This is a genomic window from Pseudomonas glycinae, assembly GCF_001594225.2.
GTDB lineage: Bacteria > Pseudomonadota > Gammaproteobacteria > Pseudomonadales > Pseudomonadaceae > Aquipseudomonas > Aquipseudomonas glycinae.
Map to the genome: position 1 here is coordinate 5,782,199 of NZ_CP014205.2, position 12,150 is coordinate 5,794,348.

12 protein-coding genes are annotated in these 12,150 nt (G+C 60.0%); 7 read left to right on the forward strand and 5 right to left on the reverse strand.

The window, feature by feature from the left end; all coding sequences use genetic code 11:
• Nucleotides 1–192: 192 nt before the first annotated feature.
• The 3 genes from AWU82_RS26385 (at nt 193) to AWU82_RS26395 (ending at nt 2,093) form a co-directional block, all read left to right on the forward strand.
• Nucleotides 193–1,161, forward strand: coding sequence for a polyprenyl synthetase family protein (locus AWU82_RS26385; protein WP_007950962.1), 969 nt, complete (start codon nt 193–195; stop codon nt 1,159–1,161).
• 125 nt (nt 1,162–1,286) lie between these two features.
• Nucleotides 1,287–1,628, forward strand: coding sequence for a zinc ribbon domain-containing protein YjdM (locus AWU82_RS26390; protein ID WP_007950963.1), 342 nt, complete (start codon nt 1,287–1,289; stop codon nt 1,626–1,628).
• Nucleotides 1,629–1,835: 207 nt separating this feature from the next.
• Nucleotides 1,836–2,093: a PA4570 family protein gene (locus tag AWU82_RS26395; RefSeq protein WP_039771721.1), complete on the forward strand. Its 258-nt coding sequence runs from the start codon at nt 1,836–1,838 to the stop codon at nt 2,091–2,093.
• A 49-nt stretch (nt 2,094–2,142) separates the two neighbouring features.
• On the opposite strand, the gene AWU82_RS26400 is transcribed toward AWU82_RS26395, so the two are convergent.
• From AWU82_RS26400 to AWU82_RS26410, 3 genes are all read right to left on the reverse strand, one after another.
• Nucleotides 2,143–2,760, reverse strand: coding sequence for an FKBP-type peptidyl-prolyl cis-trans isomerase (locus AWU82_RS26400; protein ID WP_007950965.1), 618 nt, complete (start codon nt 2,758–2,760; stop codon nt 2,143–2,145).
• Nucleotides 2,761–2,886: 126 nt separating this feature from the next.
• Entirely contained in the window at nt 2,887–3,192 is a 306-nt protein-coding gene (locus AWU82_RS26405) for a DUF6482 family protein (RefSeq protein ID WP_064382106.1), read from the reverse strand.
• A 135-nt stretch (nt 3,193–3,327) separates the two neighbouring features.
• On the reverse strand, nt 3,328–3,816 hold the full coding sequence (locus AWU82_RS26410) for a TIGR00645 family protein (protein ID WP_007950967.1): 489 nt from the start codon (nt 3,814–3,816) through the stop codon (nt 3,328–3,330).
• A 161-nt stretch (nt 3,817–3,977) separates the two neighbouring features.
• Between AWU82_RS26410 and AWU82_RS26415 the strand changes: the two genes are divergently transcribed.
• The gene (locus AWU82_RS26415; RefSeq protein ID WP_064382107.1) at nt 3,978–5,807 is read left to right on the forward strand and encodes a hypothetical protein; all 1,830 of its coding nucleotides are present in this window, start codon (nt 3,978–3,980) and stop codon (nt 5,805–5,807) included.
• A gap of 21 nt (nt 5,808–5,828) precedes the next feature.
• Here AWU82_RS26415 and AWU82_RS26420 read toward each other — a convergent pair whose 3' ends face one another.
• The gene (locus AWU82_RS26420; RefSeq protein WP_007950969.1) at nt 5,829–6,158 is read right to left on the reverse strand and encodes a PA4575 family protein; all 330 of its coding nucleotides are present in this window, start codon (nt 6,156–6,158) and stop codon (nt 5,829–5,831) included.
• Between the two features lie 240 nt (nt 6,159–6,398).
• The gene (locus AWU82_RS26425; RefSeq protein ID WP_011336016.1) at nt 6,399–8,837 is read right to left on the reverse strand and encodes a Lon protease family protein; all 2,439 of its coding nucleotides are present in this window, start codon (nt 8,835–8,837) and stop codon (nt 6,399–6,401) included.
• Nucleotides 8,838–9,138: 301 nt separating this feature from the next.
• Between AWU82_RS26425 and AWU82_RS26430 the strand changes: the two genes are divergently transcribed.
• From AWU82_RS26430 to AWU82_RS26440, 3 genes are all read left to right on the forward strand, one after another.
• On the forward strand, nt 9,139–9,627 hold the full coding sequence (locus AWU82_RS26430) for a DUF3015 domain-containing protein (protein ID WP_007950971.1): 489 nt from the start codon (nt 9,139–9,141) through the stop codon (nt 9,625–9,627).
• Between the two features lie 92 nt (nt 9,628–9,719).
• Nucleotides 9,720–11,573, forward strand: a complete 1,854-nt coding sequence (locus AWU82_RS26435; RefSeq protein WP_064382108.1) for an Lnb N-terminal periplasmic domain-containing protein — start codon at nt 9,720–9,722, stop codon at nt 11,571–11,573.
• A gap of 216 nt (nt 11,574–11,789) precedes the next feature.
• Entirely contained in the window at nt 11,790–12,146 is a 357-nt protein-coding gene (locus tag AWU82_RS26440) for a hypothetical protein (RefSeq protein WP_064382109.1), read from the forward strand.
• Nucleotides 12,147–12,150: the final 4 nt, after the last annotated feature.

Sequence of the window (12,150 nt, forward strand, 5' to 3'; positions counted from 1 at the left end):
TTGGCTGGCATGGCTGCATGGGGCTGGAACGGCCCAAGTGCAATTGCGTAAGGCAGGTGCTGCCCAGGAAGTTCAGGGTGCGCGATTGTACGCAAGCCTTCGAAGTCATGCAAGGGGCCGTCCATCGCGCCTTGACAGGCCCGGACGCGGGTCCTAGCATGCCGCGCAACCCTTCTGGAGCACCTGTCGCTGATGCAACCCCAAGCTTTCTACCGCGCGGTGGCGGACGATTTTAGCGCCGTCGACGGCATCATCAAGAAGCAGCTGACTTCCCGAGTGCCGCTGGTATCGAAAATCGGCGATTACATCACGTCGGCCGGCGGCAAACGCCTGCGTCCTTTATTGGTGCTGCTGTGCGGCAAGGCCCTGGGTCGCGAAGGCGACGACATGCGCCTGCTGGCCGCCACCATCGAATTCCTGCACACCGCCACCCTGCTGCATGACGACGTGGTCGACATGTCCGGTATGCGCCGTGGCCGTTCGACCGCCAACGCCATGTGGGGCAATGCTCCGAGCGTACTGGTCGGCGACTTCCTGTACTCGCGCTCGTTCGAGATGATGGTCGAACTGGGCTCGATGCCGGTAATGAAGATTCTGTCCCAGGCCACGCGCATCATCGCCGAAGGCGAAGTGCTGCAGCTGTCCAAGGTTCGCGACGCCAGCACCACCGAAGAAACCTACATGGAAGTCATCCGCGGCAAGACCGCGATGCTGTTCGAGGCTTCGACCCACAGCGCCGCGGCGCTGGCCGGTGCCACCGCCGAACAGAGCGAAGCCCTGCGCACCTTCGGTGATCACCTGGGCGTGGCGTTCCAACTGGTCGACGACCTGCTCGACTACAAGGGCGACGCAGAAACCCTGGGCAAGAACGTCGGTGATGATCTGGCCGAAGGCAAGCCGACCCTGCCGCTGATCTACACCATGCGTGAAGGTACGCCAGAGCAAGCCGCCCTGGTACGCCAGGCGATCCAGAAAGGCGGGATCGAAGACCTGGAAAGCATCCGTATCGCCGTGGAAGCCTCCGGTTCGCTGGAATACACCGCGCAACTGGCCCGTGATTACGTGGCCCGTGCGATCAAGTGCCTCGACGCGCTGCCGGCCAGCGAATACCGCGATGCACTGGTTGAGCTGAGCGAGTTCGCGGTCGCCCGCACGCACTGATCAGCATCGCGTCATCAAAGAACCGCAGCCTCCGTTGGAGCCTGCGGTTTTTTGTTGCCTGCCATCAGCGGTTAAAACCCTATACAATGTGCGACTTTTAGCGATCCCCTCTCCAAGGAGCCTTAGTGAGCACGTTGCCACCCTGCCCGAAATGCAATTCCGAATACACCTACGAAGACGGCACCCAACTGGTGTGCCCGGAGTGCGCCCACGAGTGGTCTGCCGGCGGTGAAGCCGAAGTGGCGTCCGATGATGCCGTGAAGAAAGATTCGGTGGGTAACGTCCTGCAGGACGGCGACACCATCACCGTGATCAAGGACCTGAAGGTCAAGGGCACCTCGCTGGTGGTCAAGGTCGGCACCAAGGTCAAGAACATCCGCCTGTGCGATGGCGATCATGACATTGACTGCAAGATCGACGGCATCGGCCCGATGAAACTCAAATCCGAGTTCGTCAGAAAAGTCTGATTCTGCTGTCTTCCATCCCGCGCCCGCCGTGGGATGGAGCTTCGCCCTCCCCCGCAATCCCCAGCCAATCCGCGCAATAGCCAAACGCCAGCCGTTTTGACCTTACGCAATCTTTACCCGCAAAAAATCACAAACCGCCAATAGGCGCTTGCTATTTGACGAATAAGAATTATTCTCATTGAAACCCTTTCAATGGAGATGAGACCCATGACTTATTTGATCGACGCCTGGCTGGACCGCCCGCACCCGTACCTCAGGATCCTGCATCGGGAAACCGGTGAAGTCTGCGCCGTACTGGAAGAAGAAGCCCTGCACGAGTTGCAGGATCAGGGGGATCTGGACGTCAGCGGCCTGAGTTCCAGCGAGCCATTGGTGCTCAAGGAGCTGGTGCGCAATCTGTTCCTGTTCTGCTATGCCCGGGCCTTGCGCCCGACCAGTGAACTGCACCACAAGATCGAAGTATGAGAAAGACAGAGAAACCCTGCACAAGCCACGCTTGTGCAGGGTAACGGGATTACAGAACGTCGAGCAGCTCGACGTCGAACACCAGAACGCTGTGCGGCGGAATGCTGCCAACACCTTGAGCGCCGTAAGCCAGTTCGCTCGGCACGTACAGACGCCATTTGCTGCCGGCATTCATCAGTTGCAGGGCTTCGGTCCAGCCGGCGATAACGCCGCCCACCGGGAATTCAGCCGGCTGGCCACGCTCGTAGGAGCTGTCGAACACGGTGCCGTCGATCAGGGTGCCGTGGTAGTGAGTACGCACGGTGTCTTCACGGGATGGCTTGGCGCCTTCACCTTGAGTCAGCACTTCGAACTGCAGGCCGGAAGCCAGAGTCGTGATGCCTTCTTTCTTGGCGTTTTCAGCCAGGAATGCCAGGCCTTCGCCAGCGGCGGCTTCAGCCTTGGCAGCGGCTTCGGCTTGCATGATCTCGCGGATCACCTTGAAGCTGGCGGACATGGCTTCCTGGCTTACACGGCTTTCCTTGCCGGCGAATGCGTCGGTCAGACCGGCCAGGATGGCGTCCAGGCTGACACCCGGTGGCGGGTTGTCGCGCAGCTGGTCACCCAGCTGACGGCCGATACCGTAGCTGACGCGGGTTTCGTCGGTGGACAGATTTACTTCGGACATGACACTGCTCCGCTGTGCGGACGGCCTCGGAACACGCCGTGCGTACACAGCGCGTCCCGGCGCGCCCGGAACCAAAAGGGCGAGCAGACTAGCACAGATGTTCCGGCAATGATCAGGCCCCGGGGCCTACAGTGCGGACCGCCAGGCCAGCGGCACCTTCAGGCTTTCTTCGCCACTGGCGCCAAGACCGCACATTTCATCGTGCACCGAGGTGTGCACCAGGTTGAACGGCAGCATCGGAAAGTTATGCAGCACATCCCGGGCATGCTCGACCGAACGCAGTGTCAGCATTTTTCCCTGCGAATCGCTCAGCGGGTACGCCGCACCATGCATCCGGGCTTCGAGCAGATAGATTCCGCCTTCCATGGAGATCAGGTTCAGTTCGTCGACCTTTCTGGCGACGGCAAACGCATTCAGTTCTTGCAGGTTCATGAACGCACCTCACGCGGTGGCAAGCCTTGAGACCTACAGGGATATGCCTCGGCCGAACAAAGTACAAGCCACAAACGACACCGCCCGTCTGTTTCGCAACAGACGGGCGGTTTTGTTACAGCCATCGACAGCGCATCAGTGCTTGGTGAGCTTGTCCAGATAACCCATGGCGAACGCCGAAATCACGAAGGTCATGTGAATGATCACGTACCACATCAGGTGTTCGGGATCGACGTTCTTGGCATCCATGAAGATCCGCAGCAGGTGGATCGAGGAGATCGCCACGATCGACGCCGCCACTTTCATCTTCAGCGACGAGGAGTCCATGGTGCCCAGCCAGCTGAGCTTTTCCTTGCCTTCATCGATGTTCAGCTCGGACACGAAGTTCTCGTAGCCGGAAATCATCACCATCACCAGCAAGCCACCGACCAGCGCCATGTCGATCAGCGACAGCAGCACCAGAATCAGCTCGGACTCGGCCATGGAGAAGACATTGGGAATGACATGAAACACTTCCTGGAAGAATTTCAATGCCAGCGCCAGCAGCCCCAGGGACAGCCCGATGTAGATCGGCGCCAGCAGCCAGCGCGTGGCGTACATTGCATTTTCGATAAAGCGTTCCATTGACTCTCACACAAGAAGGTTGAAATCGGCGGCGAGTATACCAGCCGACCATGACAGCCAGAAACCGCCCGGAAATCCGCCACCTGCGTGTGTGTGTCAAATTTTTTCTGCTAGTGTCCAAACCATTGACAGCCCAGCGACAGTGGACAGGACGACTGGAAATGGATGTGCGATTGCCGATAACGACTGCCGGAATTTGTTTCGCCCTGTTGCTGGGTGGGTGTTCGCCCGGCGATGAAAAACACCCGGTCAGTCTCGAAGAAAAGACTGCACAGTTCGAGCAATCGCTGGACGCCATCACCGACCCCAAACTCAAGGACGCCGTGACCGAACTCGGCGGTTCGCTGCTGTTGCTCGAACGCGCGCAACAGAAGCTCGACAACAACCCACCGCGCACCGAATACGGCGAGGACGCTCTCGGCGTGCTCAGGCATTACCCAACACCCCAGGCGCTGGTCGACACGTTCATCAATGGCCTGTTCGTGTTGCACAAGGATTCCAGCTCCGATTACCTCACCGACCTGCAACCGGTGTTTCCCTTCAACCTCAACATCCCCGGCGGTTTTCTGTTCCCCCATGGCGTGGAGTGGCACTCGGTCACCCTGAGCAACAAACGGGTGATCGCCTATCAACCGGAGTGGTCGGAAACCGATCCTGGCATTCAGCTGAGCCCGTCCAGCTCCAACGTCACCAACCCCGACGACCTGACCGTCACCTACCCGTTCATCGAAGGGCTGAATGTCGACAAGAAGAACCTGCCGCGCCCGGTCAGCCTGCAAGGCCAGGTGGAAGTCATCGCCCCGAAACGCCTGCACAGTTTCAACCTGGACAAAAAGGACGTCGGCCAGACCCGCTCCGACGGCAACCTCAGCGTGACCCTGCTGAAACTGGACAAGCACTACGCCGAACTCGAATTCAGCAACCAGCTGCCGCTCGCCCCGGAGGTCGCCAATACCCGGCTCAATCCGTTGATCGTTCAGGCCCGCGACGCGACGGGCCGGTTTCTGGTGCGCGCCGGCGCCATCAACGAAAACCCCGAGCAGGTGGCGTTCTATCAAAAGCAGCTGGCGTACCTGCAACAACAAAAGAGCTGGAGCGAGGCGCTGGAAAAGCAGTTGGACGATCAGCAGCAGGCCTTTGAGCAGCAGCACCCGCACCACTACAACAAGGTGTACTTCAACGGCCCGATCGACACCCTCGAAGTCAGCCTGCTGGATTTTTCCGAAGCGACCGTCACCCGCAAAGCGCTGGACTTGCCGGTGCGCGAATTCGATCCGCACACCACGGAAAAAGCCGTGCAGCCGCTCGATCTGCCGATCACCGTCTACGACGATCAGGCACCCGAATGGCTCAAAGGCGCATCACTGACTGAAGAACAGCTCAAAAGCGGCGTTCATATCCGCCAGTCGGTTGAAGAACCGAGCGCCGCGCGCATCGAATTCGACCACCGCAAAACCTTCAACGATGAAATGCTCGGCGACGACTTCAGCCCCGGCGAAAGCCCGGTGACGTTCTTCACTGAAAAACACAACGGCAAACTCGACGAGCCCATCGAATTGCCACCCGAGGCGTATCAGGTCGATCCACTACAGGCGACCATCACCTACGACCTGAACCTGTTCCCGGAAACCCCGGCGATTGCCGTCGGCTCGATGCCGTTGTTCCTGGCCACGGTGGACAAACAGGCTTATGAAGCCAAGGCCCTGCCTAAAGGTCTGGACATCAGAAACAACGCCCTGGTGGTGGATTTGAAGCGATACCCGGCCAACGAATGGCGCTTCTTCGTCAAGGACGACAGCGGCAATTATCTGAAGCAGATTCTGTCGGTCAGCCACGACGCGAGCGCGGAAGGGCCGGCGTTATTCGGCGTGCATTATTTCTACGGCCGTCCGACGCACGTGGAGACCTACCAGCGAACCGACCTCGCCACCGTGCAATACGGCTTTGAGGTCAAACTCGACAAGGCGCAGACCCAGGGCGCTGCACCCTGATCGGCGCTGACGATCGGCACTCTAGTGATCGAAAGTGCCGATACTGCGTCCGCGCCCACCGTTGATCTGCCGCAACTGCGCCTGCAGATGCAACGACCAGATCTGTGGATCATTGGCCAGTTCATAGCCGTGCATCGTCAGGCTTTCAACGATGGTGTCGAGAATCGACTCGGCGGCGATCGGCCCGTGAAACGGGCCTTGGGCTTTGATGGCAGAAGGTTGTTCACCAGCCATGCCGGCGGCGAAGAGCAACGTCCACATGCCGTTATCGCCAGCCAACGGCTTGATGGCGCATTCGATACGGGTCACGAGACCCAGGCACTGACGGGTGAGGCAGAGGTTGCGCGACATGGCGGCGACCCTCGGTAAAGCCGGTGTTCAGCCCTTGCTGAAGAGCTGTTTCGATCCAGTGATACTGTCGATGTCCTTGAGCAGAGAATAGAAGAAAAGTCCGCCGCGCAAGCCGCACAGAACCAGAAGGCGCCGAATGGTCATTGTGTGAATATTGACGCCAGACTGATGGCACTTTTGCCGACGTTCGCGACAAAACAAAACGGGAGCTCCAGGCTCCCGTTTTAACTGCCGCCTGACTTACGCCGGTTTGGCCTCGGCCAGCGCCTCCTGCGCCAGTTCCTTCTCGGCCTCTTTCAGATCCTCTTCACTGATCATCTCGGCAATCACCCGCAGACGCTCCACCACCCGCGCATTGACGCTGCCTTCCGGAAATTCGCCCTGTTCGTTCGGCTCACCGGCCGGCTCGCCCACCAGCAGGCTCAACGCTTCGTCGGCCTGACGCACCGCGTAAACGTGGAACTGCCCGGCACGCACCGCCGCCAGCACCTTCTCATCGAGCATCAAGGTGGCGACGTTGGCCTGCGGAATGATCGCGCCCTGCTCGCCCGTCAGCCCGCGCGCTTCGCAGAGACGGAAGAAGCCTTCGATCTTCTCGTTGACCCCGCCCACCGCCTGCACTTCGCCGAACTGGTTGATCGAGCCGGTGATCGCGAAGCATTGCTTGAGCGGGGTTTTCGACAACGCCGAAATCAGCGTGCACGCCTCGCCCAGCGAGGCACTGTCGCCATCGACGTAGCCGTAGGATTGCTCCAGCGCGATGCTTGCGGAAATCGCCAGCGGGAATTCCTGGGCGTAACGGCTGCCCAGATACCCGGTGAGGATCATCACGCCCTTGGAGTGAATCGGCTGGCCGAGGTTGACCTCACGTTCGATGTCGACGATGCCGCTGCCGCCCGGGTACACCGTGGCGGAAATCCGCGCCGGCACACCGAATGCCGAGTCACCGACTTCGAGCACCGTCAGCCCGTTGCACTTGCCGACCGCCGCGCCATCGGTATCGATCAGGATGATCCCCGCCAGCATGTCGTCAAGAATCCGCGCCGACACCCGACCGGTGCGAGTGGCCTTGGCCTTGAGCGCACGCTCGATGTGGCCGGCGTCGGTCATTTCATCGTTGGCCAGATGCCGGATGAAATCCGCCTCGCTGACCAGCTGGAACAGATCGCCGATCCGCGCCGACAAACGCCCCTGGTGTTCGGCCAGACGCGCACTGTAGGTCGCCAGGCGCGCCACCGCGTCGGCGGTCAGCGGCGCCATGCCCTCTTCCGAAGTTCGAGTTTTCAGCAACTGGGCGAACTGCTCCAGGCTTTCGTCGACCATCGGGATGTCTTCGTCGAAGTCCACCAGAACGCGGAACATCTCCTGGAAGTCCGGATCGAGGTCCTGCAGCGTGTAATACAGCTGACGGGCACCGATGATGATCACTTTGACCTGCAGCGGAATGTGCTGCGGGTTGAGCGTCATGGTGGCGAAACGGCCCATCTCGCCCAGCGGCGATTCCATCTTCAGCTTGCGCGATTGCAGGGCGCGCTTGAGCGCATCCCACACGAACGGCTCACCGAGCATTTTTTCCGCTTCCAGGATCAGGAAACCGCCATTGGCGCGGTGCAGCGCACCCGGACGCAGCTGGCGATAGGTGGTGTAGAGCGCGCCTTGATCGGTGGTGTACTCGATGCGGCCGAACAGGTTTTCGTAGGTCGGATGCGGCTCGAACACCACCGGCGCACCACCGCTGGCCGGATGGCCAACCACCAGGCTCGGGGCGTATTGCTCTTCCAGCAGCTTGCGGGCGACGGCGTCGGTCTTGCTGTCATCGACCAGTTGCTCGACCACGGTTTTCAGCAGATAGACCTGCATCGCTTGCAGGTAACCGCAGACGGCCGCGTTTTCCGCGTACTTTTCCGACAGCGGTGCGAGCAAGGGCTGCAAGGCCAGGGTGATGGTTTCTTCGTTGAGCTGACGCAGCTGGTTGCTCGACTCGCGCTTCCACTGCGGCAGGCTGGCGAGTTCTTCGTTCAGGCGTTCTTCGAGAGCGGAAATATCGTCGTGAAAGCGTTCACGCTCGGCTTCCGGCAATTGAGCGAATTCAGCTTCGTCCAGCGCCTTGCCTTCGAGCATCGGGGTGAAGGCAATGTTGCTGCTGTCGCGATACAGGGCGACGTCTTTTTCCAAAGCCAGACGTTCGATGACATCCAGTGCCTTGTCATAGCGCTGGTTGAAGGCGCGGTCGATGGCGCTTTTTTTCTGCTGGTAGGACGGGTGTTCGAACACCGCAGGAAAGGTCGCCAGCAGGTTGTCGATCAGGCCGTTGATATCGCCGATAAAAGCACCGGCAGTGCCCGATGGCAGTTCCAGCGCACGGGGCTCGCGCGGCTCATCGAAATTGTTGACGTAGACCCAGTCCGCCGGGGTCTGCAGGCGTTTGCCTTCGGCCTTCAGGTAGCGTTTGACGAACGAGAACCGGCCGGTGCCGGGCTCGCCCATGACGAACACGTTGTAACCGGGGCGTGGCATGGCCACACCGAACTGCAAGGCTTCGACCGCACGTTCCTGGCCAAGCACACCGCGAAAGGGCTCCAGATCATTGGTGGTAGTGAAGCTGAACTGTTCAGCGGAAAACGGACGGGTCAGCGCTTCGGGCGCTAGACGCAAGCTGGCAGCAACAGGATCAGGCATCGGGCTTCCTTAACAATCAGGCGGGGCAGATAGCGGCATTCTGGCGCTGCCCGAGCCCCACTGGCAAGGCGCGCCACACGACAAAGCATAGACAACCGGCCAACCATGACACTGCCCCAGTAAAACCGGGGTTATCACCAAATCTTTTGTAAAAAATCACGGAACCCCGGGAACGTGCCTAAACTCCAAACTGCGCGGCTGGAACTAATACCGGCCCACTGGCTTCGTTTGGATCTGTTTCGTACAGAGCTTGGGGGGCCAGAACCCTGTCCATTGGTATGCACATAAAGAGAACAAAGCTATGAAACGGATTCTTCTCGGTACTCTCTTCACCGCTGTATCCATCAACGCAATGGCGCAAGCTCCAGGCGGCCCGGATTGCGGTTGGGGCAACATGCTGTTCGAAGGTCAGCGTGGCACCCCGGCTCACTTCCTGGCATCCACCACCAACGGCACCTCCGGCAACGCCACGTTCGGCATGACGTCCGGCACCAACGGTTGCTCCACCAACGCTTCGCTGACCTATGGCGGCAAATCCTGGTTTGCCATGAATGGCATGATGAACGAGCTGTCCGAAGACATGGCAAAAGGCAACGGCGAAGCGCTGACGACCTATGCCGTGGTACTGGGCGTGGCGCCGGAAGATCGTGCGCACTTCGCCGCCGTCACTCACGAGCACTTCCAGCAGATCTTCAGCAAGGCTGACGTGACCGCCGAAGACGTGCATACCAACACCCTGGCCGTTCTGAAGGCAGACCCACGTCTGGCCAAGTACGCGACTCAGGCTTAAGCTCGACCCACCCGCTTCCTTCGGGAAGCGGGTTTTATTTTTTCGGCCCGCCCTTTCCGGACTTTGTTTCTTTTCGACTTAAGTTGCCATTTATGCTCAAACGCCTTGCCTGGTTGGCGCTGTGTGTCTGCGCCCCGCTGTCCGCCGCGCCCCACATCGACCCTCAACGTTTGCAGCAACTGGCCAACGACCGCTTCTGGATTTCCCTCGGTCATTACGAAACCGCCAAGCTCGGTGGCTGGCGCAGCTACGTCAGTGACAAAAAATTCTTCCTCGCCCCCGACGGCAACGAACACCCCGACCATGAACTGGCCGCCACCGTGCAAGCGCTGTACGCCCCCGCCAGTCTCGGTGAGCAACACGCCCAGTGCGTCTACCCGGCGCGCACCCGCTGGCTGAAAGATCAACTCAACCTGACCGACCTGCCGACGCCGGACTGCGCCGAATTCAAGAAATGGTTCAAGGACGTCTCCCCCCACAGCGCAGTGATGATTTTCCCGGCGGCCTATCTCAACAGCCCGTCGTCGATGTTCGGCCATACCCTGCTGCGCATCGACCAGGCCGACGTGCAAAGCGACAAGACTTCGTTGCTCAGTTACGCGATCAACTTCGGCGCCTACATCGAAGGCTCGGACAACAGCATTCTTTACGCCTGGAAAGGCCTGATGGGTGGTTATCCGGGACTGTTCGCGCTGGTGCCGTATCAGGAAAAACTCTCGGAATACCGCAGCCTGGAAAACCGCGACCTGTGGGAATACCGGCTCAATCTGACGCAAGCCGAAACAGCGCGGATGGTCGAGCATGTGTGGGAGCTGAAGCAGATCCAGTTCGACTACTTCTTCTTCGATGAAAACTGCTCCTATCGCCTGCTCGAACTGTTGCAGGTCGCCCGTCCGAGCCTGCGCCTGACCGAGCAATTCCCGCTGACGGCGATCCCCACCGACACCGTCAAAGCGGTGAAGGAAGCCGGTCTGGTCGAGCACATCGAATACCGCCCGTCCCGCGAGCGCGAACTGCTCAGCCGCGCCGAGCCCCTGAGCGGTGAAGAACAGGACTGGGTGCTGAAGGTCAGCGCCGATCAACAGCAACTTCAGGACCCGGCCTTCAAGGCCCTGCCTCGGGATCGCCAGGCGCTGATTGTTGACGCGGCGTATCGGCTGGAGCGCTACCGCGCCAACGGCCAGGAACGTGATCCGCAGCGGGCGCAGCGCAGTTTTGAACTGCTGCGGGCGATCAACAAGAACCCGGCGCCGGAGCTGCAGATTCCCCAACCGGGCCTGCCCGAAGACGGACACGAATCGCGCACCTGGCAGGCCGGTCTCGGCACTCGCGGTGACCGCGCATTCGGCGAGTACGGCTTGCGCATGGCCTATCACGACCTCAACGACAACGCCGAGAGTTTCCCCCTCGGCGCACAGATCGAAATCCTGCAGATGAAGCTGCGCCAGTACGAAAGCAATCACTGGCAATTCCAGCAACTGGATCTGGCGACCATCCGCTCGCTGACGCCGCGCAACGCGCTGTTGCAGCCGCTGTCGTGGCAAGTCACCGGTGGTCTTGAACGCGTACCGGGCAAGCACGATGATGAGACATTGGTCAGCCACGTCAACGGTGGCGGTGGCGGCACCTGGGCGTTGGCTGACGATGTGCTGGGTTTTGCCCTCGGCACCGTGCGCGTTGAACACAACAATGATTTCGCCGAGTTCGTTTCCCCCGCAGGCGGTTTCAATACCGGCGTACTGTGGAAAAACCCGCTGGGCAATCTCAGCCTGGAGGCCAAAGGTGATTACTTCTTCAATGGTGAAGTGCGCCGTAGCCTGAGCCTGAACCAGCAGTGGGAATTGTCGCGCAATCTCGGCCTGCGCCTGAGTGCGCAGCGCGAGTTCAGCCATCTGGCCACGCCGGAGACCGAAGTGATGCTGGAAGTGAAGTGGTATCACTACTGATCCCGAACATATCCCTGAACCTGTGGGAGCGGGCTTGCCCGCGATAGCGAATGATCAGTCAACAGAGATGTTGATTCTGATGGCCTCATCGCGGGCAAGCCCGCTCCCACAGGGCTCTCCACTGGTTAACGAATTACTCACAGGCCTTTCACCAAAGCCCGACGAATCACCTTCTACACTTTCCCTATCAGCCGTTTAACGGCCCGGGAGAGTGTGATGTGGCGCTGTGTGTGTTTTGCGGGCGTGTTGCTGTTGCTGGGTGGCTGTCAGAGCACCCACGAAGATCTGATTGCCAAGGGTTATCCACCGGCGTTCGCTGACGGTTTCGATGACGGTTGCATCAGCGGACGCCAGGCCGCCGGCTCGATCAGCGGCGAGTTTCGCAAGAACGTGCCGCGTTATCTCAAGGACAAGCAATACGCCGAAGGCTGGAGCGACGGCTTCCGCCAGTGTCAGGCGATGCTGGAAAACAAGGACCGCGAACAGTATCGCAACGAACACTGGGACGAACGCGAACGCGCCTGGCAGCAGGAGAAGGATCAGGGCGCAGCGCGGGCTTATCGTTCGCAGTAGGTCG

Coding starts and splice junctions, on each gene's coding strand:
- AWU82_RS26405 (WP_064382106.1), bottom strand. CDS start 3,192: ATGAACCTGCAAGAACTGAATGCGTTTGCCGTCGCCAGAAAGGTCGAC.
- AWU82_RS26395 (WP_039771721.1), top strand. CDS start 1,836: ATGACTTATTTGATCGACGCCTGGCTGGACCGCCCGCACCCGTACCTC.
- AWU82_RS26410 (WP_007950967.1), bottom strand. CDS start 3,816: ATGGAACGCTTTATCGAAAATGCAATGTACGCCACGCGCTGGCTGCTG.
- AWU82_RS26415 (WP_064382107.1), top strand. CDS start 3,978: ATGGATGTGCGATTGCCGATAACGACTGCCGGAATTTGTTTCGCCCTG.
- AWU82_RS26435 (WP_064382108.1), top strand. CDS start 9,720: ATGCTCAAACGCCTTGCCTGGTTGGCGCTGTGTGTCTGCGCCCCGCTG.
- AWU82_RS26425 (WP_011336016.1), bottom strand. CDS start 8,837: ATGCCTGATCCTGTTGCTGCCAGCTTGCGTCTAGCGCCCGAAGCGCTG.
- AWU82_RS26430 (WP_007950971.1), top strand. CDS start 9,139: ATGAAACGGATTCTTCTCGGTACTCTCTTCACCGCTGTATCCATCAAC.
- AWU82_RS26385 (WP_007950962.1), top strand. CDS start 193: ATGCAACCCCAAGCTTTCTACCGCGCGGTGGCGGACGATTTTAGCGCC.
- AWU82_RS26420 (WP_007950969.1), bottom strand. CDS start 6,158: ATGTCGCGCAACCTCTGCCTCACCCGTCAGTGCCTGGGTCTCGTGACC.
- AWU82_RS26400 (WP_007950965.1), bottom strand. CDS start 2,760: ATGTCCGAAGTAAATCTGTCCACCGACGAAACCCGCGTCAGCTACGGT.
- AWU82_RS26440 (WP_064382109.1), top strand. CDS start 11,790: ATGTGGCGCTGTGTGTGTTTTGCGGGCGTGTTGCTGTTGCTGGGTGGC.